The sequence below is a fragment of the Amycolatopsis sp. cmx-8-4 genome (assembly GCF_046548675.1).
In the GTDB taxonomy this organism is placed as follows: domain Bacteria; phylum Actinomycetota; class Actinomycetes; order Mycobacteriales; family Pseudonocardiaceae; genus Amycolatopsis.
In genome coordinates this window covers 1-21,120 of the sequence record NZ_JAEBDZ010000039.1, presented here as the reverse complement: position 1 = coordinate 21,120, position 21,120 = coordinate 1, and the positions used below count along the sequence as shown (strand labels likewise).

26 protein-coding genes are annotated in these 21,120 nt (G+C 68.6%); 12 read left to right on the top strand and 14 right to left on the bottom strand.

All coding sequences use genetic code 11. The features are described 5' to 3' along the window. The first annotated feature begins 1,138 nt into the window (after positions 1 to 1,138). Positions 1,139 to 1,789, top strand: coding sequence for an alpha/beta hydrolase family protein (locus ACLJQZ_RS43195; protein WP_410626945.1), 651 nt, complete (start codon positions 1,139 to 1,141; stop codon positions 1,787 to 1,789). Positions 1,790 to 2,164: 375 nt separating this feature from the next. After that, positions 2,165 to 2,548 (top strand): hypothetical protein, encoded by a 384-nt coding sequence (locus ACLJQZ_RS43190; RefSeq protein WP_410626944.1) that lies wholly within the window; start codon positions 2,165 to 2,167, stop codon positions 2,546 to 2,548. Positions 2,549 to 2,942: 394 nt separating this feature from the next. Here ACLJQZ_RS43190 and ACLJQZ_RS43185 read toward each other — a convergent pair whose 3' ends face one another. Beyond that, positions 2,943 to 3,554, bottom strand: coding sequence for an HSP18 transcriptional regulator (locus ACLJQZ_RS43185; protein WP_410626942.1), 612 nt, complete (start codon positions 3,552 to 3,554; stop codon positions 2,943 to 2,945). Between the two features lie 101 nt (positions 3,555 to 3,655). Between ACLJQZ_RS43185 and ACLJQZ_RS43180 the strand changes: the two genes are divergently transcribed. Together ACLJQZ_RS43180 and ACLJQZ_RS43175 are read left to right on the top strand one after the other, a co-directional pair. Then, positions 3,656 to 4,096: an Hsp20/alpha crystallin family protein gene (locus ACLJQZ_RS43180; protein WP_410626941.1), complete on the top strand. Its 441-nt coding sequence runs from the start codon at positions 3,656 to 3,658 to the stop codon at positions 4,094 to 4,096. A gap of 73 nt (positions 4,097 to 4,169) precedes the next feature. Continuing rightward, positions 4,170 to 4,802: a DUF6292 family protein gene (locus ACLJQZ_RS43175; RefSeq protein WP_410626939.1), complete on the top strand. Its 633-nt coding sequence runs from the start codon at positions 4,170 to 4,172 to the stop codon at positions 4,800 to 4,802. Here the strand turns inward: ACLJQZ_RS43175 and ACLJQZ_RS43170 are convergent. The 3 genes from ACLJQZ_RS43170 to ACLJQZ_RS43160 all read right to left on the bottom strand — a co-directional run bounded on the left by ACLJQZ_RS43170 (position 4,775) and on the right by ACLJQZ_RS43160 (position 6,907). After that, positions 4,775 to 5,335, bottom strand: coding sequence for a hypothetical protein (locus ACLJQZ_RS43170; RefSeq protein WP_410626937.1), 561 nt, complete (start codon positions 5,333 to 5,335; stop codon positions 4,775 to 4,777). The genes ACLJQZ_RS43175 and ACLJQZ_RS43170 overlap by 28 nt on opposite strands. Positions 5,336 to 5,550: 215 nt before the next feature. Continuing rightward, positions 5,551 to 6,282 carry an anti-sigma factor domain-containing protein gene (locus tag ACLJQZ_RS43165; protein WP_410626936.1) on the bottom strand — a complete coding sequence of 244 codons (732 nt, stop codon included), beginning with the start codon at positions 6,280 to 6,282 and terminating at the stop codon, positions 5,551 to 5,553. Beyond that, positions 6,239 to 6,907: an RNA polymerase sigma factor gene (locus ACLJQZ_RS43160; protein ID WP_410626934.1), complete on the bottom strand. Its 669-nt coding sequence runs from the start codon at positions 6,905 to 6,907 to the stop codon at positions 6,239 to 6,241. Before ACLJQZ_RS43160 ends, ACLJQZ_RS43165 begins: the two co-directional genes overlap by 44 nt. A 190-nt stretch (positions 6,908 to 7,097) precedes the next feature. Between ACLJQZ_RS43160 and ACLJQZ_RS43155 the strand changes: the two genes are divergently transcribed. The 3 genes from ACLJQZ_RS43155 (at position 7,098) to ACLJQZ_RS43145 (ending at position 10,108) form a co-directional block, all read left to right on the top strand. Continuing rightward, positions 7,098 to 7,928, top strand: coding sequence for a DUF4397 domain-containing protein (locus ACLJQZ_RS43155; protein ID WP_410626932.1), 831 nt, complete (start codon positions 7,098 to 7,100; stop codon positions 7,926 to 7,928). A gap of 236 nt (positions 7,929 to 8,164) precedes the next feature. Beyond that, positions 8,165 to 8,599: a class F sortase gene (locus tag ACLJQZ_RS43150; protein WP_410626930.1), complete on the top strand. Its 435-nt coding sequence runs from the start codon at positions 8,165 to 8,167 to the stop codon at positions 8,597 to 8,599. A gap of 627 nt (positions 8,600 to 9,226) precedes the next feature. Beyond that, positions 9,227 to 10,108: a substrate-binding domain-containing protein gene (locus tag ACLJQZ_RS43145; RefSeq protein ID WP_410626928.1), complete on the top strand. Its 882-nt coding sequence runs from the start codon at positions 9,227 to 9,229 to the stop codon at positions 10,106 to 10,108. 66 nt (positions 10,109 to 10,174) lie between these two features. On the opposite strand, the gene ACLJQZ_RS43140 is transcribed toward ACLJQZ_RS43145, so the two are convergent. The 7 genes from ACLJQZ_RS43140 to gvpO are packed head-to-tail and all read right to left on the bottom strand — an operon-like array spanning position 10,175 to position 13,309. After that, on the bottom strand, positions 10,175 to 10,900 hold the full coding sequence (locus ACLJQZ_RS43140) for a GvpL/GvpF family gas vesicle protein (protein WP_410626927.1): 726 nt from the start codon (positions 10,898 to 10,900) through the stop codon (positions 10,175 to 10,177). Beyond that, entirely contained in the window at positions 10,897 to 11,274 is a 378-nt protein-coding gene (gene gvpJ, locus ACLJQZ_RS43135) for a gas vesicle protein GvpJ (protein ID WP_410626925.1), read from the bottom strand. The genes ACLJQZ_RS43140 and gvpJ (ACLJQZ_RS43135) overlap by 4 nt, the downstream gene beginning before the upstream one ends. Then, complete coding sequence (locus tag ACLJQZ_RS43130) at positions 11,271 to 11,522, bottom strand: gas vesicle protein K (protein ID WP_410626923.1); 252 nt, start codon at positions 11,520 to 11,522, stop codon at positions 11,271 to 11,273. The genes gvpJ (ACLJQZ_RS43135) and ACLJQZ_RS43130 overlap by 4 nt, the downstream gene beginning before the upstream one ends. 30 nt (positions 11,523 to 11,552) lie before the next feature. Beyond that, entirely contained in the window at positions 11,553 to 11,738 is a 186-nt protein-coding gene (gene gvpJ, locus ACLJQZ_RS43125) for a gas vesicle protein GvpJ (RefSeq protein WP_410626922.1), read from the bottom strand. Further along, positions 11,735 to 12,685 carry a GvpL/GvpF family gas vesicle protein gene (locus tag ACLJQZ_RS43120; RefSeq protein ID WP_410626921.1) on the bottom strand — a complete coding sequence of 317 codons (951 nt, stop codon included), beginning with the start codon at positions 12,683 to 12,685 and terminating at the stop codon, positions 11,735 to 11,737. Before ACLJQZ_RS43120 ends, gvpJ (ACLJQZ_RS43125) begins: the two co-directional genes overlap by 4 nt. After that, entirely contained in the window at positions 12,682 to 13,032 is a 351-nt protein-coding gene (locus tag ACLJQZ_RS43115; RefSeq protein ID WP_410626920.1) for a gas vesicle protein, read from the bottom strand. Before ACLJQZ_RS43115 ends, ACLJQZ_RS43120 begins: the two co-directional genes overlap by 4 nt. Before the next feature lie 22 nt (positions 13,033 to 13,054). Beyond that, positions 13,055 to 13,309 (bottom strand): gas vesicle protein GvpO, encoded by a 255-nt coding sequence (gene gvpO / locus ACLJQZ_RS43110; RefSeq protein ID WP_410626918.1) that lies wholly within the window; start codon positions 13,307 to 13,309, stop codon positions 13,055 to 13,057. 506 nt (positions 13,310 to 13,815) lie between these two features. Between gvpO and ACLJQZ_RS43105 the strand changes: the two genes are divergently transcribed. Next, on the top strand, positions 13,816 to 14,748 hold the full coding sequence (locus ACLJQZ_RS43105; protein ID WP_410626916.1) for an alpha/beta fold hydrolase: 933 nt from the start codon (positions 13,816 to 13,818) through the stop codon (positions 14,746 to 14,748). A gap of 516 nt (positions 14,749 to 15,264) precedes the next feature. Then, complete coding sequence (locus ACLJQZ_RS43100; RefSeq protein WP_410626915.1) at positions 15,265 to 16,593, top strand: jacalin-like lectin; 1,329 nt, start codon at positions 15,265 to 15,267, stop codon at positions 16,591 to 16,593. A 408-nt stretch (positions 16,594 to 17,001) separates the two neighbouring features. Here ACLJQZ_RS43100 and ACLJQZ_RS43095 read toward each other — a convergent pair whose 3' ends face one another. Continuing rightward, positions 17,002 to 17,211 carry a CsbD family protein gene (locus ACLJQZ_RS43095; protein WP_410626913.1) on the bottom strand — a complete coding sequence of 70 codons (210 nt, stop codon included), beginning with the start codon at positions 17,209 to 17,211 and terminating at the stop codon, positions 17,002 to 17,004. Positions 17,212 to 17,425: 214 nt separating this feature from the next. Between ACLJQZ_RS43095 and ACLJQZ_RS43090 the strand changes: the two genes are divergently transcribed. Further along, positions 17,426 to 17,872, top strand: a complete 447-nt coding sequence (locus ACLJQZ_RS43090; protein WP_410627050.1) for an Asp23/Gls24 family envelope stress response protein — start codon at positions 17,426 to 17,428, stop codon at positions 17,870 to 17,872. 223 nt (positions 17,873 to 18,095) lie between these two features. Further along, positions 18,096 to 19,304, top strand: a complete 1,209-nt coding sequence (locus ACLJQZ_RS43085; RefSeq protein ID WP_410626911.1) for an Ig-like domain-containing protein — start codon at positions 18,096 to 18,098, stop codon at positions 19,302 to 19,304. Positions 19,305 to 19,309: 5 nt separating this feature from the next. Here the strand turns inward: ACLJQZ_RS43085 and ACLJQZ_RS43080 are convergent, their stop codons facing one another. Continuing rightward, positions 19,310 to 19,588, bottom strand: coding sequence for a hypothetical protein (locus tag ACLJQZ_RS43080; RefSeq protein WP_410626910.1), 279 nt, complete (start codon positions 19,586 to 19,588; stop codon positions 19,310 to 19,312). After that, a complete protein-coding gene (locus ACLJQZ_RS43075; protein WP_410626908.1) occupies positions 19,570 to 19,902 on the bottom strand; it encodes a putative quinol monooxygenase in 333 nt (110 codons plus the stop codon). The genes ACLJQZ_RS43080 and ACLJQZ_RS43075 overlap by 19 nt, the downstream gene beginning before the upstream one ends. Before the next feature lie 142 nt (positions 19,903 to 20,044). Between ACLJQZ_RS43075 and ACLJQZ_RS43070 the strand changes: the two genes are divergently transcribed. Further along, positions 20,045 to 20,965, top strand: a complete 921-nt coding sequence (locus ACLJQZ_RS43070) for an AraC family transcriptional regulator (RefSeq protein ID WP_410626906.1) — start codon at positions 20,045 to 20,047, stop codon at positions 20,963 to 20,965. The last annotated feature ends 155 nt before the right edge of the window (positions 20,966 to 21,120 follow it).

Below are 21,120 nucleotides of genomic sequence, written 5' to 3'. Positions count from 1 at the left end.
AGCCTCAGGCGTCATAGTGCAGGCAGCAGTCCCTCTCGTTCTCTGCTGAGGTGATCGGTCCGGCACGCCCCCCGACCGTCCCGATCACCGACAGTCGGCTCGGCGGCAGAACGCCCCCCGTTTGCCGCCGAGCCCCTACCTCGTCGCCGCGGCCATCCGCGAGATCCACCGAACCAGACCGACGCAGGGTGGACGTAACGCCCACGGTCGCCGCGACGGAGTTGGACCTGCCCGCCTCCGAGCACACGGATCCGGCGTGCCGACAGACAGCGAAAACTCCATGCCCACCAGGCCGGGGCGCCCTCCGGCCTCGGAGGCCGGCCCCAGTTCCCCTGCCTCCGGAGTCATCGGATTCGCGCAGAGGTACACTGGAGTCGGCTCCAGGACATTCGATACGCAGATGGCCGGCTCACGCTGTCCTCGGAGACCGGGTCGATCAGCTGTCAGCGATCGAAGACGAGAGCATCGACGGTGCGGCGCCTACCGGTATTCCCGCCGTCCACTGCTCACACGCCGAAAACAGACGGTCGAGGCGCACCGTCGACGCACCACTTCCGGCTTGGCCGGGACACCGCGGCCGCCGAGCCTACATCTATCAATCTTCTCGAAAGGACTATCCATCAGTACTCACACAACAGACGGTTCGCTGTTCAGCCACCCTCTCGCTCAGCAATCCCGGCCCCAGCTTCGCCCCACGGCACAGAACGACCGCTACCAGAGCTTGTTCCTCGAGCCACCCCACTCCACGGCCGGGCCGTCGGACGACTGGGCCGACCCGGCACCCGGCCAAGTGCCCAGTCAGCCCAGCAGGCACACGATCCGGCCCGCCAGGCGCCGCGCGAGCCGGTAGCCGCCCGAACCATCGAAAGGCGACACCGTCGACCGGATCGCGGTGCCGCCCGGTGGCGAGCACAGCTACGCTCCTTCTCCACTCCGGCCCGCCACCTCCGGGTCGCGGGCCTGGACCGGCTGTCCGGGGTGCTTCGGGAGCCAACGCCGTGTCAGAACCGTTGCTCCTGCTGGCGCGACGCGCCGTTCGCGTACCGAGATCTGCGGCGCGCCAACGTGGGATCACGAAGAGCGCGGCAAGATCCGCGGCTCCGTCCTCGAGGGAACGGCGCTTCGGTAGAGGAGTGAGATGCAGGCATTGACACTTGGTCCCGCCGACCATGAGCGTGTCGTCCTCTTCGCTGCCGGCGCAGGGGGCGATCCGGAGCGTTACCGGCCCGTCCTGGAGCACTTGGCAGCCCATGACTGCCAGGTCATCGCACCTCGTTTCGAGCGTCTCGTCGCGCGGGAGGCGACCACCGCCGAGCTGCTTGCCCGCCCGGCCGGGTTGGTCGAGGCACTACACCGATGGGCCTCTCCGGACGCGGCTGTTGTCGTGGTCGGCCACTCGATCGGCGGATGGGCGGGTCTTTGTCTCGCCGGTGCGACGCCTTGGGGGCGGGACGGCAGGCCCATGGACGTCCCACGAGAGCCACGCGTCGGCCGTCTTGTCTTGTACGCGCCCGCTGCCGGCTGGTTCGCCGCTCCGGGCGCCTTGGACGCGGTGAAAGCGCCCACGCTCGTCTACGCGGGAGAGCTGGACACCGTCACGCCCGTCGAGCAGGCCGTCAACTTGAAGAACGCGTCGGCCCAGGTCGACCTTCGCATCGTGCCGGGAGCCGGTCACTTCAGCTTCATGAACACGCCGCCGCCGGGCACAGCCGAACACGAGGGCTTCGACCGTGCCCGGTTCCTCACGGAACTCGCACAAGCGACCACGGAGTTCGCCATCGCGTCCTGAGACGACGCGACGCGCCGTCCGGACGGCCCAGCCGACGCAAGCAGACAGTCGCGCGGACGCCTCGGCGCACGTCGCCCTCGGTGTCAGCGATTTTCGTCAGCTCCCGCTGGAGGCTTGATCCGAAGCTCGCCGCCCTGTCGAGGACGATGTCGCCGACGCGCATCGCCGGCAAGCATCCGAAGTGGACGGTGGCTGTCGTCCGAAGCGGCCGCACGTCGAAACGATGCGGGGTTCCCGGTGAACGTGCGGTCATCCTTGAGAACGAGTCGGAGTCGCTCGTCGGACTGACGCCTGAGTACCGCCGAAGCCCCTACTCTTCCGGTAGGCGAGCAGATTCCGCGGTTCCCCCCGCGGAGTTTCGAGGAGGGGTATCACGTGAAGTCAGGCGAATACGTGGCCGCGACCGCAGCGGAACTCGCGACCACCACCGCGGCGGACAAGGTCGCCGGCGGAGTGAGCCAGAAGGCGTTGTTCCGGCGGCGCGGCGAAATCCGGTTCGACGGGGACACGCTCACCCTGCACGGCTGGGCCGGCGGCCAGGACCTGACCCTGCGCAGCGGCGACGTCACTTCGGTCCGGCGAGAGTTCACCGAGCTGTACGGCCGGTTCATCGGCGGGCTGCTCGACAAGGGCAAACCGTTGATCCTGGAAACCACGGCGGATGAGATCTACCTGCTGATCGACCGCAAGGAGTTCATGGAGACCACCGACAACAAGTCGTGGGAGAAGGAGCTCGCCGCCTGGAGCAGCCGACGCTGAGGGACGGTCAAGTGAGCTCGGCGTGACGCCGGACATCGGATGCGGATCCGCGTCTCGCTGAGCTTCTCTCCCTGGGGACGGTTCGCGGCGTCGAGTTCCTGCAGGCATCCACCAAAGTCCGGCTGCCGCAGTTCAGCCGCGCTGCGACTGGCATCGGTCACTTCGATCCGCAGGCAACCGAGGTCGTAGGCGAGGCGGACCTGGGCCGGCGGTGCGCCGTGGCGCACCACGTTCGACACCGATTCGTCCAGCACCAGTAGAGCAGGGCGCCGACGACAGGCATGTCCTCGGCGTTCGGTTCCACTCGCATGAGCACACCCCACTGAGAACTGCGGGAACCAGTCGGCGAACCCACGCCGACGCGCCCCCAACCCACGCCGGCCGCCCAGGGCGGTCAGCGACCGCGCTCGCGGCGCTGCCCGGCCGCGCCGCGGCGCAACCGTTCGGTGTGCTCGCTGACGGCGTCGAGCCGGTCGGCCAAGCCCGCGTGATCGCGTGCCAGGTGCGCGCGGACCGCAGCCATCGGTGGCAGCAGACCGGTGACGTCGTCATCGCCCAGCGCCGCGCCGAGCCGGTCGGCGCTCTCCCGAGCCACGGCGTCGAGGCCGTCCAGCGCACTGACCTGACCGGCCAGTTGCCGCAGCACCGCGGAGTTGCGTCGCGCCCAGTCGGCGACCGCGCGATCACCCGCGCGCCGGTCACGCTCGGCGTGGACCCGGGCTTCCCCGGTCTCCTCGCCCGTCGCCGAGGGTCGCAGCCGGAGGAACCGGCGTTCTGCGGCCTGCCGGCTGGCCACGCCCAGCGCGGGAGCGAGCGCCGCCCAGCTGGCGCCACCGTCGCGTGCGGCCGCGATCAGTTCCGGCTCCCACGCGCCGAGCTGTTCACGCAGGGACCGCAGCGCCGCGAGCGACGCCAGGATCCGATCGGCGGACACCGGGCCGCTCTGCGCCGCGAGCACCACCTCCTGCACCCCCTGCATCGTCCGGATCAGGTCCACATCCGTCATCTGTCACCCTATCGACGACTTAGCAGTTGTCATCCACTGGATGACATGTTAGAACAGTGGGGCGTGTTGACACCAGATCAACGACCCCAGGAGGTGGAACCATGTTGATGCGCACCGACCCGTTCCGTGAGCTGGACCGCTTCGCCCAGCAGATGCTCGGCACCGCGACCCCCGGAACCTGGTCCAAGCCCGCCGCGATGCCGATGGACGCCTACCGCGACGGCGACGAATTCGTCGTCTGCTTCGACCTTCCCGGCGTCTCCCCCGACGCCATCGAGCTCGACATCGAACGCAACGTCCTCACCGTCAAGGCCGAACGACGGCCCGCACCCGGCGGCGACGATGTCCAGATCCACGTCACCGAGCGGCCGCTGGGCGTGTTCTCCCGCCAGCTGTTCCTCGGCGACACCCTCGACACCGCCCGCATCGCCGCCGACTACGACGCCGGGGTGCTGACGCTGCGCATCCCGATCGCCGAGAAGGCCAAACCCCGGCGCATCGAGGTCACCGGCGCCGGCGATCGGAAGGAAATCCAGGCCTGACCGCCGCGCAGGACCGGCCACCCCGAGCCGGTCCTGCGCGGGCACCACCGTGTCCCGAAAGGCACCTTCACCCGTGACCGCATCGCTGCACGTCCCGACCGGCCACCAACACCCCGCTCTCGCCGCGCTGTGGGCTTACCTCGCCGACGTCACCACGGCACTGGGCATCGGCCTGGAATCCTGCACAATCGACCACGACAGCCCGGTCTCCGCCTACATCGCCCTCGACGAACACCTGCCCGGCTATCCCGGTCGCGACGTCGCCCTGCTGTGGGACGAGATCCACGGCTGGGCCGCCGCCATCGAAACCCACTCCGGCGAAGACCTCATCACCGTCCGCTATCTCGGCGGCCCCACGATCGTCCCGCTACCCGAGGACGTCGCCCGTTTCGTCGTTGCCTTGCGTGAGGACGACCATCGCATCGGGTGCCTCGACCGCCGAGCATCCGCACTGCCGCCGGCCTGGCCGAGCTCGACGTCGCGCTCCGCGGCCGGAGCGCGACGTGAGCCCCGCGTACACCGGCATTTCCGCTTCGCGGAAATGCACGTGAACCAGTCATCAACGTCGGCCGTCGCGATCATGAGCACGACCGAAACCGAGACGCACCTCGGCGTGCACCACGGTTCCGAAGGACCGCCGGAGGCGGCCGCTCCTGTTCGGCCGCCTCCGGCGGAGCGCTACTTGCGGATCATCGGGTTGCCGTAGCCGATGACCAAGCCTTTGGTGAACGCGGTAACGCCGAACGTCTTGTTCAGCAACGCCGCCGCCGGCGCGGTCAGAGCCAGGGCAACGCCGTCGGACGTCGCCGCGCCGATCGTGAACAGGTCGGCGCGCGCCCCGAAGTTGATCTTCCCGCTGAGCACTCCCCGCTTCAGGTCGATGGTGTAGCTGGTCAGGTAAAGACACTTACCTCCCGCGCGCAACAGCAAACCACCCACGTGCTCGATCGTGCCGTCGTTCGGGTTGCCGACGATGGTGAAGCCGAACACGGTCTTGCCGCCGGGATGGCTGACCTTGGCGAAGACCGGCGACACCTTGACGCCGAGCGACGTGAGCGCCTTCGCCGCGGCGGCATCCAGCGTGAGGTCGGTCCGGCCCTTGCCGAAGTAGTGCCAGCTGTGATGCGAGACGGTGTGGGACGACGCGATGGCGGGCTGAGCCGCCTGGGCGGGCGCCGCGACGACACCGGCCATCGCCGCGGCCGCGGCGATGGACACCCCGAGCATGCGAAGGCGCATGATGACTCCGTTCTCGTGATTCCTGGACACGAGGGATACGCGAGGAGCAACCCGAACGGATGCAGCCAGGCCGGCCGAATCTCCACAGGCCCGCTGTCCTTTCCCGAAACGGCGCAACAGCGGCTTGCCAGACGAACCAGCCTCGAACGCCGGCAGTGAAGCCGGCCAGGCCAGAGCACCGCGGCTTTCGATCACGAAGTGAGCGATTCGCTCCGTCAGGTGCCGAGTTTTCCCTGCAGCATGCTGACGCCGTGCTCCTGCTGACCGAGCTCCTGCACGGAAACGTCGACGACCGGATAGCTGCTCAAGGCCAGGTTCGGAGGCAGGGAGACATCGGCTTCGGTACCTGCGGTCACTCCGAGGGGAATCATCGTCTTGCGGCCGTCGTAGAGCCAGATCTCGTACAGCCCGGCGGGAGCCGGCATGCCGGTCAGCTGGACCTTGAGCCGCAACGAACCCGTTCCCGTGTCGACGATGCTGACCCGGCCGGTCGCGCCGGCCGGAGCGGAAGCCTGGGGCTTCAGCTGGGCCTGCGCGACAACCCGGTCGGTCTCGCCGCCGAGGTTGAGGACGATCAAGGTGCCGGCCACGCCGATCGCCGCGGCAGCAGCCGCGACGACCGCATAGCGCACTCCGCGTGGCAACCGGCGGCCGTCCGCCTCTTCACCACCCGGGCGGTGAAGGGGCAGAACTTGCCCACTGACCTCGTTCGACGGCGGGCGACTACCCTGACCGGTTTCGGCGGCGATCCGTTCCCAGACGGCTTCCCGCACCGGCGGCAACGAAGTCTCTGTCACCGTCTCACGGCCGAGCCCCGCGACGGCACGTAGCGACTCGATCTCGTCACGGCAGTCGGCGCAGCTGTCGAGGTGGGCGGTGTCCGCCAGACCGGGCCGTTGTTCGTCAAGGGCTAGCAGTACGAGCCGATCGGGATCCGGGTGCGACATCGTTCACCTCCTCCGGGGTGCGGTCGAGCTGGGATCGCAGGTTCTGCATTCCGCGGCGGAGGTGGCTCTTCACCGTGCCCAGCGGCAATCCGGTTTGCTCGGCTATCTGAGTGTGGGTCAGGTCAGCGTAGAAGGCCAGCTGGAGGACCTTTCGCTGCGAGTCCGGTAACCGGGTCAGCCCCTCGGCGACGACCAGCCGGTCCAGCACGCGTTCCGGCGAGTCGGCGATGGTCTCCTCCGCCGGTGCGACGGCGGCGGCCGCATCGCTGTCCCGCTGCTGGCGACCGCGCGCCCGAAGCAGGTCGACGATGCGACGCCGCGCGATCCCCAGCAACCACGCCAGCAATCCCGCTTTCTCCGGGTCGTAGGTCTGCCGGCCGCTCCACGCGGAAACGAAGGTCGCCTGCACGACGTCGTCCACGTCGGCTGGATCACGCAGGCTCGCCCTGGCCAGCCGCTGCACCGCGGGTCCGTGCCGGTCGAATGCCGCACGCAGCGTCTCCGGCTCGCCCGCGGCGAACCGCCAGGCGAGATCGTCGGCTGTGCCACTCGGCGCGGCATCTTCGGACACGGACGACACCATAGCCGCAGGCGGCGGCGAGGCGACACCGTCGGTCATCAGCATCGTCGGCTCTCCGGTCGGTTGTGGCAGGCAGGAGGCAACAGTGCCGGCTGAGACGATACGTCGACCGAGCGTGTCGTGGATGCGCGTCGCGGGAGGGCGCACGAGAAGAAGATTCACTCCCCTGCATCCGGCCGGGTGGTTTCGGACGAATCGACAAGCATCCGGAACGCCGGCTTCGAAGGAGCAGTTGATGAAATCCCCTCTGCGTTCACTCGCCCTGCTGGCCTCGGCCGGGATTGCGGCCACGCTGCCGGTCGCTCTGCCCGGGGTGGCGGCGGCGGCCGACGAGTCGATGGTGTCGGTGGTGCACGGCATTCCCGGCCAGCCGGTCGATGTCTACGTCAACGGCAAGAAGACACTCGACAACTTCCAACCGGCCGCCGTCGCCGGGCCGCTCAGCCTGGCCGCCGGCACCTACGACGTCGCGCTGACCAAACCGGGCGAGCCGGCGACCAACGCGATTCTCGAGAACAAGAGCCTCGCGGTCCCGGGTGGCAAGGACCTCAGCCTGGTCGCCCACCTCGACACCGGCGGCAAGCCGGCGCTGACCGCGTTTGCCAACGACACCTCGATGATCGCCGCGGGCAAGGCCCGGCTCGTGGTCCGGCACACCGCCGCCGCCCCCGCGGTGGACATCCGGGCAGGAGGCAAGCCGGTGTTCCCCGGACTGACCAACCCGAAGGAAGCGATGGCCGACCTGCCTGCGGGGACGGTGAGCGCCGATGTGACGCTCGCCGGGACCAGCACCGTGGTGCTCGGCCCGAAGGACCTGGACCTAGCGGCGGGGACCTCGACCATCGTCTACGCGATCGGCTCGGCCGACGCCAAGACGCTCGCGCTCGCCGCACAGACGATCAAGGAGCTGGGTGGTGCTCCCTCCTCGATGCCGACCGGCACCGGCGGGCTGGCCGCCGACGACGCCGGCACCTGGTGGACGGCCCTGTCCGTGAGCGGCGTTGTGCTCGTGCTCCTCGGTGTCCTCCTGCTGTTCCGGCGGCGTGCGGAGAACCGGTCCCGGTGAACCGGGATCGACGCGGCGGTGCGCCCCGGCAGTTCGCGGGGACGCACCGTCTCGCGGCCGTCGCGCTCATCACCACAGGCATTCTGGCGATCGTGGCCGGAACTCTGCTGGGCACCTCGGCGGACCCGCCCGGCGGCCCGGCCCCGATCGTCGCAAGGCTGGAGGAGCCGGCGAAGCCCGTGGTGCCGCCCACCGGGTCGGCCCGAACGACAACCGAGAGACCCATCATCCGGCCGGTGCGCCTGACGATCCCCCGGATCGGCGTCACGGCGAAGGTCACGCCGGCCGGGGTCGACCAGGCCGGCGCCTTCTCCGTCCCGCCGAGCGTCGACACCGTCGGCTGGTACCGGTTCGGACCGGCGCTGGACAGCCCGGCGGGCTCGCTCGTGATCGGCGGTCACGTGGACAGTGCCGCCGCCGGGCCTGGTGCGTTATTCCGGTTGCGTGAGCTCGACCCGGGGTCGGCATTGTCGCTCACCGGCGAGGATGGCGTGACCCGCTCGTACGTCGTCGTGGCCCGCGAGCAGATACCCAAGGACAAGATCGACCTGCAGCCGTACTTCGCCACCACCGGCAGCCCCCGCGTCACGCTGTTCACCTGCGGCGGATCCTTCGACCGCGCAGCCAGGAGCTACCGGGACAACATCGTGGTCACGGCTGTTCCCGCATGACACAGCAAGAACGGGTGCGGGCGCTTGCTCGCAGCGCATCCGATCGCTCACCCGGCCGAGCAGGCGACGCCGAGCGCCGGCGGGGTTGAGGTCGAGCGTCCTGCACGACGAGGTGCCGGTCGCCGAGGAGCGCGGTGTCAGCGAATGGATGACGCAGCAACCGACGGTCAGTTCGCGGCCCACCCGGACGTCGAAGAGCCGACCCAGCGCGCGAACCCCACTCAGGCGGCTGAGACCGGTCGGCCGGGCATGCGCAGGAGATCCTCGGCCACCTGGTCATTGGCCTGGTCCCTTGTGGACGCGGCGGGCTCGCAGTGCGCTGGGCAGCGAAGATTCGCTGGTCCCGTCGAGCGCGACGCCGGTCCGACCGGCCAGGTGCACTCCCCACGGTGAGGTCGTAGGTGTTTCCTGATCGGTACAGCAGCTCGTCACCGTGGTGCCGGAGCACCCGCGCCGGCGTACCCGAGAGCGTGGGTCGGGTGAGCCCGAGCCGCTGAGAGCACGTCCGGATGGGCGATTGACCGAGCACCGCCTCGCCGCCTAACTTGCAGCCGAGCGTGAAAAGTTTCAACCACGGCAACGCATTCCGCGGTCAGCGACCCCCGAGAAGCACCGAGGTGCCGACAAGTGCCGAGACCGACGATCACAGCGGCCCCCTTGCGCACAGCCGGACCGGCCTCGGCCGGAGCAAATCTGGGAGTCATCGTCCCGAACTCCCGCCACTACGGGCCGGTGGCCGCTCTCACAGCGGTGGAAGAAGCAGCGCACGACAGCGGGTTCACCACGACGGTCGTGACCGTGGCGCCGGCCTCCCGCAACTCGTTCACCGACGCGGTCCTGCGGCTGACTTCCCGGCCGCTCGACGGCATCGTGGTCATCGCCCGGCACCTCCGGGCGGACGAAGCCTCAGCCGGCCTGCCGACGACGATGCCGGTCGTTTTGCTCGGTGGCAGCGGTGACGTGGCGCAATCCCGGGTGTTCGTCGACCAGTACGAGGGCGCCCGGATGGCCACCGAGCACCTTTTGCGTCTCGGTCATCGCACTGTGTGGCACGTCGGCGGACCGGAGTGCAATGTGGATTCATACGCTCGTCAGCGCGGCTGGCAAGACACGCTGGCCAAGCACCTGGTGCAGCAACCGCCGCTGCTTCGCGGAGACTGGAGTTCCCACTCCGGATATGTCGCGGGTTCACTGCTCGCGCACGAACGGGACCTCGACGCCGTTTTCGTGGCGAACGACCAGATGGCCTTCGGCGTGATTCGCGCCTTCACCGAATCCGGCATTGCTGTCCCGCGCGACATTCACGTCGTCGGATTCGACGACGTACCTGAGGCAGCGTACGCAACACCCTCGCTGACCACGGTGCGCCAAGACTTCGCCGAACTCGGCAAACGGGCGCTCCACGCCCTTCTGGCGAGGATCGGCGGAGGTTCTGCCGAGCAGTTCCGCCTGCTCCCGCAGTTCCTCGTCCGCGAAAGCTCCGCCTCGGTGACTCAGACCCCGGTGTGAGCCTCCCGCGCGAATATTTCACCTGGCACCGACGCTGCGAACCCTCTCCTCGAGTGAAGGTGGCGCCTACCAGCCCCACCGCGACTCTTGGCCGCGATCGTTCGGCGCCTTCGACACAGCTCGCAAGAAAGTGAATGCCGGGAGCGGGCCGACGAACCTGCAGTCCACGCCGTCCACCGCGATCGAGCCGATCATCTCCTGCACGGTGGGCACATCTTCCCGTCGCACCAGAAGGGCCCGGCGTTCTTCCAGGTGCTCCTGCTCCTCGAGAGCTCGGACCTCTTCCGCGCACCGCATGGCCGGCCCCAGCAACTCGTCGGACCGCACTTGCCGCCAGGCCACGACACTTCGTGCGATCGCTTCGCCCGCTTTGATCCGATCGGTCAGGCCGCTGCCGCCGCGGCTTCTCGGCCTCGCCGGATCATCCGCAACGGCCTGCAACGCCGTCTCCTCGTCGAACCGCAAGTACACGTGCGCTTCGACGAATCCGTCCAGCCGGTCGAGCTCGGCCCGCAGGTGGTGCGCGAGAGGACGGAGGACCTCAGTCCGGGCCGACTCGTCGTCGGCGGCGACCGTCCCCCAGCGCAACGGGACCACTGGCCCGTGGCGCACCAGTGCGGACAGCGTCAGGAGATGCTGCGTGGCGTCGTGCGCAGTCACGTCCCGGTCCGCCGGCCGCGCGCTGACCACCAGCGCGAGATCTTCCCAGACGACGAGCCTGGCGGCGTCGGACCGAGCCGGGCCGGGCAGCGGATGCCCGGCCCGGACGACACCGTGCAGGTTCAGTCTCATCGTTCACCTTCGCCGGCCCCCGAGGGCGCTGAGGCGGCCTGGACGAATCCCGGCGTGACGACCGCCGGCTGGGCGAAGCCGGCCGGAATGGGGGCCGCCACCGGGAGCAGGCCGTAGGTACCGGCGATCCCTTGAGTGCCCGGCGCGGGCACGGTGCCCGGCGGGAGGGCCTGCCGTTGCGCCTCGATGCGCTGCATCGCCTCGAGGTACCGGATGTACGTATCGACACTGGCGATGACGATCTTGGCCTCGATGGTCAGGATCTCGATGCCGATCACCGAGACCCGGATCGTCGCTTCGATGACGAGTCCCTTGTCCAGCAGGATGTTCAGGGCCTCGGCAAGACCACCGGCGGTGGGCGCGGGAGCGCTCATGGCTGAATCCTCTCGGGTTGGTCGGATCGTGTCGCGTCTGCTGTGCGCTCCGGTACGTCCAGGACGGCGCGGAGTTCTTCGAACTGACGCCGCAAGGACAGCAGGCCCTGCCCCAACCGCTCGACCTCGGCGGCGGACAAGCTTCCGGCCGCCATCCGCCGCAGTGCCTGCCGCTCGAGCAGTTCCGCGACGACCTCGAGGATCGCGAGGACGACCCGTCCGAGTCCTTGCCCGGTGTCGGCACTCATCCGTCTCGGTGCGCCCACGGCAGTCCTCTCCTACTCCGCGATCTCGTCGACGGCGGCGAGCAACAGGCGCAGATCGAGCCGGATCAGGTCGATGCCGGCCAACGTGATGATCACGTCGCCGTTCACCACGGCGCCGCGGGTCACCACGCGGTCCAGCAAATCCACCAGGCTCGTCAGCGCGCCATCATCGGGGGCAAGCGCGGGAAGATCGTTCACGACCCGACCACCAGCTGCGGCGGGGTGAACGAGTACGGCGGCCAAGGGCCAGTGCTTCGCAGGGTCGCGCCGACGGCCGCGAGGTCGCCTTCGACGCGCCGGACCAAGGCCCGGAAAGTCTCTTCCTGGTCCTGCCGGACCAGGTAGGAGGCATCGAAGAAAGCCGGCAGCCGCTCCCGTCGAGCGGCATCGGCCGAGCAGCGGCTGAGCGACTCGTGCAGGGTGCTCACCACACTGCGCGCAAGCGTTTGCACCTCCTGATCTCCGTTCAGCTGCCGAGCCCGTGCGGTCAGGTAGTCGGTACCCGAGATTCCGGCCGGCGGAGGCTTCCGGGCCGGTGCCGGCTCCGGCAGGGCGACCCGCACTCCCCACTCGCGGTGGCCGTCGATCCTCGAGAGCCATTCCGACACGTCGGCCCGATGATCTTCGAGCAGAAGAACCGCCGCCCGGTCGTCGCGAACGACGGTGCCGAACCTGAGGGGCAGTACCGGGTATCCCTCGAACACCGCACGGACCACTGCGTCGTGCTGCCGGGCGAGCACGGCGAGCCGGCTGCCGGGATCAACGCTGTCCGGCGGACCGGCCTCCTTGTCCAGATCGGCGAACACACCGACGTCGACCCGGGCAACCACGACCGCGAGTTCTTCGTGCGCCAGCAGGCGCACTGCCGGTGTGGCGTCGATCTCGGCGAGGGTTTCCGGCACCTCGGCGTGCGACCAGGTAATGGCATAAGCACAGAGGCCCGGACCAGGGTCCGGGACGACCGGCTCCGGAGCCTCCGTGGCCCGCGGACCGGTGGCGCTGGTCAAGATCGCCTCGGTCAGCCGACGCGTGAGCACTTCGACAGCCGCGCTCTTGGCTGCCTGCAAGGCAGCTTCCCACACCTGCGGGGCGTGGCGCCGAGCCAGTGCCGTCACTTCCGGATCGAACTCCGCCGCGGCAGTCACAAGCCCTCCCTCCGACCGACCGGTTCATTCGTCGCGACCGAGGTGGCCACCTGCAGCGCTGTCTCGAGTTGCTTCACCCGGGAACGGAGTTCATCCAGCTCACCGGCCGGCGGAGCGTCGGCCTGCAGGGTCTTCGCGTTTGCCGCGCCGGGCGAGAAGAAGGGATCGTTCGTCCACCAGTCCATCCCCATCTCGCGCGCCGTCTGCGCGGAGGCGATGAAGAGCCTGAGCCGCAAGGTGAGGAGCTCGATGTCGACGACGTTCACCGCGATGTCACCGACGATGACCACACCCTTGTCCAGCACACGTTCCAGCACATCGGCAAGCGAACTCGACTGACTGTCCACCCGGAACAACTCCTGCTCTTCACTACAGATCGGTGGTACCGCGGGTAAACCGGCGAATTCGTTCGTAGGAGACGAGTTCGCCGGTACTGTCGACATCGACCCGGTAGGTGCCGATGACGCTCGTGGTGGCGGGTATTCGTTCCAGCTCGACGACGTCGATGAGCACGGACCAGCCCCGGTCGGCAGTAGGTCGCGCTCCCGTCACGCCCTCCGGCTGCCGGCCGGTGATCGCCGTGAAAACCTCTGTGGCAGCACGAATCGCGCGCGAAGCGGTCAACGCTGACGTCGTCGGCGGGACAGCGGGTGTGGGATTTACAGGTGGGCTATGCGGGAAATCCGAGGTTCCCGATGATGGCACAGTCATCGCAGGTAGGCATCCGAGGCGAGCGCGCCGGCGTTACAGCGGATCCGGCGATCATCGGACGCCGGCCGACCCGTGGTGATAGCCGTTCACGGATCCCTGGGGTGTTCGGATCATCACAGAGCGCCACCCGGACTAGTTGACAATGGGCCAACAAGATGGTCGGGCTATCGAATCGCCAAAAACAACGAAAAGATAACGCTTGGACTCGTAGCCGCTGAGCCACGACAAGCGAGCCGCGCTCGCGATCAATCCGCGACACCAACGACTTGGCACTCACCACAGTGGACCGGGACAGAACCGGGTGCGCTCTACCGCTGCACCCGACGGCTCACCATCCCCCACGGGAGCCGGCAGGGAGGCGTGCCGCCGACGCCCCGCCGACGGTTGACTATTGACCCTCTGTCAGTAACTATTCGGACATGGACGACGAGGTCCGCGCCATGCGGCAGCGGCTTTTCGCCGCCCTCAGACCGGCCCGCACCCCGGCGAGCGGCCGGACCGCGGCGCCATCGCTCCCACCAGGCCGGCTGATCACCTTGCCCGGACGAGGCGAGCTGTTCGTGCGCGATCATCGACCCGCCGACGCGATCGATCCACCGGTGCTCCTGCTGCACGGCTGGTCCTGGTCGCTGGACGTCAACTACTTCGGCGTGATGTCCAGGTTCGTCGCGGACCGAATCGGCTTCCTGGGCTACGACCAGCGAGGACACGGACGCGGACTGCCCGCCGACCGTCCGTTCGAAATCGAAGACCTTGCCGCGGACGCCCTGGCCCTGCTCGATCTGCTCGGTATCGGCAAGGTCATCGTGTCCGGGTACTCCCTGGGCGGTCCTGTCGCCCTGCACCTCGCGCTCTCCCATCCGGACCGGGTCGCCGGGCTGGTCTTGGCCGCCACCGCGCTGAACTACCGTCAGACGCTCCGCGACCGGACGGTGTGGCGTGTCCTCACCGCCACGACACCGCTGGCCCGGCTCGGGATCGGTTCCTCGATTTCCGCCCGCTACTTCGGCTTGAGCCGCCGGACGTCACCGGATCTCGCCGCGATGTGGCCGTGGCTCCGCGGCGAGCTGGCTCGCACTCCGGTCAGCGGGGTCTTCGCGACCGGACGCGCGGTCAGCAGATACGACCTGCGCCACCGGGTCGCCGGACTCCGCCGGATACCCGCGGCGGTCGTGATCACGACTCACGACACGGTCTGCCACCCCCGCACCCAGCAGCAGCTCGCCGACCAGCTCGAAGCCCGGTCGTTCGAACTACCGGCCGACCACGACGCTCCGGTCGTCCGCCCCGCGGAGTTCGCCGCGGCCGTCACGGCCGCGATTGCCCACGTGCGATCGCCATCACCGAAATGATCCGGGGGCGCGGTGCTTCTCACCCGTCCTACGGCGAGCGAACGTCGACGAGAAGGAGAATCCGTCGGCGAGACGGCGCCTCGCCGACGGATCCTCTGTTGTCAGGCGTTGCAGGTCTTGTTTCGGTTGATGCATCGTCGTGGTCGGTGAGCGGGTTGTGCTTCTCCTGCGGGAAGGAGTCCACTTTGTACTGCCGTTTGACCTGGATGTCGTGCGGGATGTCGTAGACGAGCGTGATCCGAAGCGCTGCACCCGGCTCGGGCTCAGGGCCTATTCGTCGTGTCCGAGACATGAGATCCGATGGCGGTCGGGGAGATCAGGTGGCGCGAACTGCCCGACGGAAGGATTCAAAGCCGGAAGCTTGCACGACAGAAGCAAAGACGGACCGCGTGGCACGCACTGTTCACGTTAACAATCGTCAAACATGAGAAATGTTCGCGATAGCGCCTCCACTGTGGCACAGTGTGCCGGGCTCAGCACTCCCCCCGCCCTCCATGATCAGCAGAAGGGTCCGTCATGCGCAGAACCCTCGCCGCCTTGACAGCGGTCGCGATCACCTCGTGCGTGCTCACCGGCACCTCCGAAGCCGCGGGCACCGACTCCGGGACGCTTTCCGTCCTGTCGTACAACGTCGCCGGCCTCCCAGAAGGAATCTCGAGCGCGCCCACCCCGCGCGCGTCGAGCACCACCACCATCGGCGAGCGGCTCGGTTCCTACGACTTCGTCCATGTCCAAGAAGACTTCAACTACCACGCCAACCTCTACGCTGCCGACAGCCACCCCTACCGGACGCCCACCAGCGGCAGCGCGGGGATCGGCAGCGGCCTGAACTCCATGTCTTCGTTGCCCTACGACTCCGACGACTTCGAACGCGTCCGGTGGAACTCCTGCCAGCTCGACTCCGGCGACTGCCTGACCCCCAAGGGCTTCACCTTCATGCGGCTGCGGCTGGCCGCAGGGGTGTACGTCGACGCTTACAACGTGCACACCAACGCCGGCACCTCCGCCGGCGACCTGGCCTCCCGCGCGGACAACCTCAACCAGCTGTCGTCCTTCATCGCCGGCCACTCGGCGGGCAACGCCGTACTGGTCATGGGCGACACCAACACCCGCTACACCCGCGCAGCCGACACCATCCGGGACTTCGCCTCCCGCAACGGGCTTACCGACGCCTGGGTGCAGCTTCAGCGGGGCGGCGTGCCCCCGGCCGCCGGGAGCGACGCCCTGGTGTGCGACGAGAACGCGGTCACCAACGACTGCGAAGTCGTCGACAAGGTGCTTTACCGGGGCAACCGGCTGGTGAACCTCGGCGCGACGTTCTACAACAACGAGCACGGGAAATTCCTCGACTCCGCCGGAACCATGCTGTCCGACCACGACCCGATCACAGTCCGCTTCAGCTGGACCCGCAACCCCGGCTACCAGCTCAGCGATCAGTTCGGCGGACCACACGGCGACTACTACACCGATCTGGGCCGGGTTCCCGCCGGCGGGCGCGCGACCGCACTGACCATCCGCACCGGTTCCCGGGTCGACCAGGTAGGCCTCACCCTGACCGACGGCACAACACTGAACCACGGCGGCAGTGGCGGCACCGCGAAGTCGTTGACGCTGGCGGCCGGCGAATACGCCACGACTGCCTATCTGTGCCGAGGCAGCTACAACGGGCACGCCCGGCTCTTCTACGCCCGATTCACCACCAACTCCGGGAAAACCCTCGAAGGCGGAACGACGACGTCGGACTGCACCACCTACACCGCACCGGCGGGCTGGCAGATCGCCGGCTTCCACGGCCGATCCGGCGCCGAGGTCGACAAGCTGGGCCTCGTCTTCACCGCACGCTGACGGGCTCGGCCAGAGACGTCCACGGTCAGCAACCGATCACGACGGCGATCCACTATCGCGGAAAGTGTTTGCCATGCGAGCGCCGCAAACCGCCGTCCGCGCTTCCCAGCGTCGTCGCCGGCCACGACCGAGGTGCCCGAGCAGGATCGAGGCGCCGGCCACGCGGTAACTGTCCAAACCTCGAAGTCTTCGCGGCGCTCGACTCGGACCGTGTCACTCACAGCGCCCCTCTCGCCGGCCCCGGCCTGGCGTGTCGGGCCGGAAACACCGATCTTTGGACAGTTCCGAACCACAAATCGACATGCAGCCGGCTCGCGGAACGGCGCATGTCAACGATTCACGCGTGGTCGACCGCAGGCACGGAAACCCGAGTCCCGATCGCCGTGCCCGCGGTCGACGTCGCCGCGGTCAGTCCTTCTTGAGCACGTTCTTCACCTTGTCGGCGGCGTCACCGACGGCGTCCTTGACGTTCGCGACGGCTTCCTTGATCCCGGCCTTGGCCTGATCGGCACGCCCCTCCTCGCGCAGCGAGTCGTCACCGGTCACCGAGCCGGCGGCTTCCTTGGCCTTGCCGCCCAGGTTGTCGGCCTTCGCACCGATCTTGTCACCCATCGACATGAAGATCTCCTTTTCACGGGTCGAACCGCGGACGCGGAATGCATCCACCGTCCCCGACACGACCGCGCTCGGAACGGTCACGCACCCACGCAGGTGATCATCACCACCCGTTCGGGGCGTGCGGCTTTCCTCTGCGCCGGGTCGTTTCGATGAACACCTGGAAGGTCCGGAACAAACCGGGCCCGGAACGACCGAGGGAGACACGATGACGACCATGACCGACACGTCGACCACGTCCCGCAACGCGTCAACGGAGGTCGCGAAGAACGACACCGGCGCGCCGGGCTCGACCACGATCGCGGAGGTCGTGGTGCAGAAGATCGCCGGGCTCGCGACCCGCGAAATCCCCGGCGTGCACGACCTCGGCGGCGGCGCGGCACGGGCGTTCGGCGCCTTGCGGGAGCGGATCCCGGGTGCGACCGCCTCGGCCGGGCAGGGTGTCTCGGTAGAGGTCGGCGAGAAGCAGGCCGCGGTCGATCTGCAGATCGTGGTCGACTACGGCGCCGCCATCGCCGACGTGGCCCGCTCGATCCGCCGCACCGTCATCACCGCCGTCGAACGCATGACCGGCCTCGAGGTGGTCGAGGTCAACATCAGCGTGAGCGACCTGCACCTGCCCGACAGCGACGACGCGCCCGCCGAGACCGACCGCGTCGAGTGAGCCCTTGCAGCTCGTCCGAGGCCGTGCGGGCCCTGCCGGAGGTGGCGGGCCCGCACGGCTGCCACCTCGGAGCAATCGCCACAGGCGCCCCGCGGTCGAGGCCCGCGGGCACTTCCCCGCGAACCGGCCGCGCTCGAGCGCGTCACATGGCGATGAGCCGTCCTCGAGAGACCGGATCGTGACGCAACTTGCAGCGGGATCGAACGTCTGATGGATCGTGAGAGTGATCCGCATCGCCGGGCTCGGCCTGGTGGCCCTGCTGTTGGCCGCGTGTAGTGGACAGACCGAGACCGAGGGGACCGCGCAACCGGTCGGAGCGGTCGGAGTGGGCGGGACGGCGAAGGTGCCCGGGATGCCGGCCGCGACGGTGGCGTTCGAGGGCGGGGACCAGCTGAGCCCGAAGGACCCGATCGTCGTCAAGGCGTCGGGCGGCACGTTACAGGCGGTCACGGTCACGAACCCGCAGACCGGCAACGCCGTCAAGGGCACCCTGTCGCCGGACAAGACCACCTGGACCAGCGCGGACAACCTGCGGTACGGGGCCACCTACCAAGCGGTCGCCACCGCGGTGAACCAGGCGGGTGCAACGAGCGAGCAGCGCGGGGAAGTGCACACCCTCAAGCCGTCCGGGGTCGCCACCGCCTCGCTCTTCCAGCCGGCGTCGGGCGATATCGGCGTCGGCCTGATCCTCGGGCTGAAGTTCGACCACGCCATCACCGACAAGGCCACGGCGGAGAAGTCCTTCAAGGTGACGTCCTCGCCCGCCCAGGGCGGCGGCTGGTACTGGGTGAGCAAGCGCGAAGTGCACTTCCGGCCCCAGGAGTACTGGAAGGCCGGCTCGACCGTGAAGCTCGAGACCACGACCTTCGGGATGCCGATCGGGGGCGGCGTGTACGGCGGCCAGGACGTCTCGGCCACCTACAAGGTGCACGACTCCTGGGTCGCCAAGGCGGACGGCAAGACGCACCAGATCAAGGCGTTCCACAACGGGCAGCTGGTGAAGACCGCGCCGACCAGCATGGGCAAGACTGTCGACACCCCGCCGCGTGGCCCGACGCCGACGTTCAACGGCACGCACACCGTGCTGTCGAAGGTGGACCACACGATCATGGACTCCTGCAGCTACGGCGTGTGCGAGGGCGACCCCGGCTACTACAAGGCGCCGGAGAACTGGGACGTCCGGATCTCCAACGACGGCGAATACCTGCACGAGAACCTGAAGACGGTCGGCGTGCAGGGCAGCGACAACGTCTCCAACGGCTGCCTCAACATGAACACCGAGAACGCCAAGTGGTTCTTCGACAACTTCAACGCCGGCGACGTCGTCGAGATCACCAACTCTGGCGGCCCGCAGCTGTCCATCAACAACGGCCACGGGGACTGGGCGATCAGCTGGAGCGCCTGGCAGGCCGGCAGCGCCCTGCGCGGCTGAGCCCCCTAATCGACCAGCCTGTCGCGTACGTGGCCGGCTTCGGCGACGCCGAGGGCGGCGTAGGTGTCCAGCACGTCCAGCCAGAGCCGACGAGCCGCCGGACGGTCACCAGCCTCGGCCCGCAAGTGCGCCAAGCCGTCGTGGGCGCGCGCCGCGGCGTAGCGGCCGGCCACTTTCCCGGTGGCCGCCAACGCGGTGCGGTAGTGCTCTTCGGCGTCCGGAGCCCGGCCCGGGCCGACCACGGCCCGAGCCGGCAAGGGCGCGTTCAGAGGGGCGAGCTCCATCCGGGCGCGTCGGCGCCGGGCGCCATGAGTCCGGGTACCTGCCCGAAGTACTCGACCATGAACGGCTGCTGAACGTGCTTCACGATCGAAGCTCCGTTCTCCCATTCCTCGTAGATGAGATAGGTCGAGGCGTCCTCGTGCGAGCGGTTGACCGTGTAGTGGACGTTCCCGTCCTCCTGCCGGATCTTCGGCAGGATCGAGCGGATCAGCCCTTCGAACTCGGCTTCCTTCCCTGGGAGGACCCGGGCTTGACCCACCAGGGCGACCGGGCCGGTCGAGGTCGCGATGTCGACCGGTAGCGGACCTTCAGCCACGTCAGTGTCACTCATTCGTTGTGCCTTTCGCCAGTTGGCCGTGAACCTGCTACCACGAGCCTAGACAGCAGATCTGGGCCGAACAATGACACAATGGAGCGCTAACTTGTCCGTTTGACCCATTCGCTCTAGGGTGGAGCGCATGGACGTCCTGTCCGAAGTGCTCGCCGCGTCCGGCATCACGGCGAGCTCGGGACTGCGTATCGTCGCGGGCGGCGACTGGGGCATGATGCGACCCGAGTGGACGGACGCCGCGCTCTACGGTGTCGTCTCCGGGGAAGGAGTGCTCCTCACCCGGGAAGACGGCATACGTCCGTTCGCCGCGGGCGACGTCCTGCTGCTCACCTCCGGTGTCGCGCACGTCATCGCCTCCTCCCCGTCCGCCGAGGCCGCGATGTGCGACGGCCGGGCCGTCGCCGAGGCGCAGCACAGCGGTGACTTCATGAGGCTCGGCACCGGCGACGCCACCGTCCAGCTGATCGCCACGTCCTATTCCCGCGACATGATCGCGCCACTGCCGTGGCTTCACCAGCTCCCTGATGTGATCCACATTCGCGCCGAAGCCACCGACGCGCGCACGGTGACGACCATGCACTTGCTCGACCTCGAGCTGACCGAGCCCGGCGCGGGTTCCCGGATCATCATCGATCGGCTCGTCGACGTACTCCTGGCCTGCGCGCTGCGATCCTGGGCGAACGGCAAGACGGAATGTGAATCAAGCCTGTGGCGCGCCCTCCGCGACCCCGCCGTCGTCGCCGCTGTGGCAGCGATTCACCGCGACCCGTCCCGCGCCTGGACCGCCGCCACGCTCGCGAAGGAAGCAGCCGTGTCGCGAACGACGCTCAACCGGCGGTTCGAAGCAGCGACCGGCGACGGTCCCGCCACCTACCTCACGCGCTGGCGGATGCACCTCGCGGCACGCCGTCTCCGCGACAGCGACGACACCGTCGAGCACATAGCCGCCGAAAGCGGATACACGTCGGTCGCGGCCTTCAGCCGCGCGTTCCGCCGGGAACTGAACACACCGCCGGCACAGTTCCGGCGCGACTCCCGCGTCACCTGACTACCTTCTTCGGTGCCGTCGACGTCTGAGAGCGTGTCTCACTTGGATCTTGACGGAGGTGCGGGCAAGATCATGGCGTGATGGACGAGTTGTCACGACGGCTGGTACCCGACGAGTTGTGGGCGCTGGTCGAGCCCCTCATCCCGCCGGGCAAG

Coding starts and splice junctions, on each gene's coding strand:
- ACLJQZ_RS43095 (WP_410626913.1), bottom strand. CDS start 17,211: ATGTCGATGGGTGACAAGATCGGTGCGAAGGCCGACAACCTGGGCGGC.
- ACLJQZ_RS43105 (WP_410626916.1), top strand. CDS start 13,816: ATGGACGACGAGGTCCGCGCCATGCGGCAGCGGCTTTTCGCCGCCCTC.
- ACLJQZ_RS43140 (WP_410626927.1), bottom strand. CDS start 10,900: ATGAGACTGAACCTGCACGGTGTCGTCCGGGCCGGGCATCCGCTGCCC.
- ACLJQZ_RS43195 (WP_410626945.1), top strand. CDS start 1,139: ATGCAGGCATTGACACTTGGTCCCGCCGACCATGAGCGTGTCGTCCTC.
- ACLJQZ_RS43100 (WP_410626915.1), top strand. CDS start 15,265: ATGCGCAGAACCCTCGCCGCCTTGACAGCGGTCGCGATCACCTCGTGC.
- ACLJQZ_RS43130 (WP_410626923.1), bottom strand. CDS start 11,522: ATGAGTGCCGACACCGGGCAAGGACTCGGACGGGTCGTCCTCGCGATC.
- ACLJQZ_RS43185 (WP_410626942.1), bottom strand. CDS start 3,554: ATGACGGATGTGGACCTGATCCGGACGATGCAGGGGGTGCAGGAGGTG.
- ACLJQZ_RS43070 (WP_410626906.1), top strand. CDS start 20,045: ATGGACGTCCTGTCCGAAGTGCTCGCCGCGTCCGGCATCACGGCGAGC.
- ACLJQZ_RS43160 (WP_410626934.1), bottom strand. CDS start 6,907: ATGCTGATGACCGACGGTGTCGCCTCGCCGCCGCCTGCGGCTATGGTG.
- ACLJQZ_RS43080 (WP_410626910.1), bottom strand. CDS start 19,588: ATGGAGCTCGCCCCTCTGAACGCGCCCTTGCCGGCTCGGGCCGTGGTC.
- ACLJQZ_RS43170 (WP_410626937.1), bottom strand. CDS start 5,335: ATGCGCCTTCGCATGCTCGGGGTGTCCATCGCCGCGGCCGCGGCGATG.
- ACLJQZ_RS43155 (WP_410626932.1), top strand. CDS start 7,098: ATGAAATCCCCTCTGCGTTCACTCGCCCTGCTGGCCTCGGCCGGGATT.
- ACLJQZ_RS43165 (WP_410626936.1), bottom strand. CDS start 6,282: ATGTCGCACCCGGATCCCGATCGGCTCGTACTGCTAGCCCTTGACGAA.
- gvpJ (WP_410626925.1), bottom strand. CDS start 11,274: ATGAGCGCTCCCGCGCCCACCGCCGGTGGTCTTGCCGAGGCCCTGAAC.
- ACLJQZ_RS43090 (WP_410627050.1), top strand. CDS start 17,426: ATGACCGACACGTCGACCACGTCCCGCAACGCGTCAACGGAGGTCGCG.
- ACLJQZ_RS43180 (WP_410626941.1), top strand. CDS start 3,656: ATGTTGATGCGCACCGACCCGTTCCGTGAGCTGGACCGCTTCGCCCAG.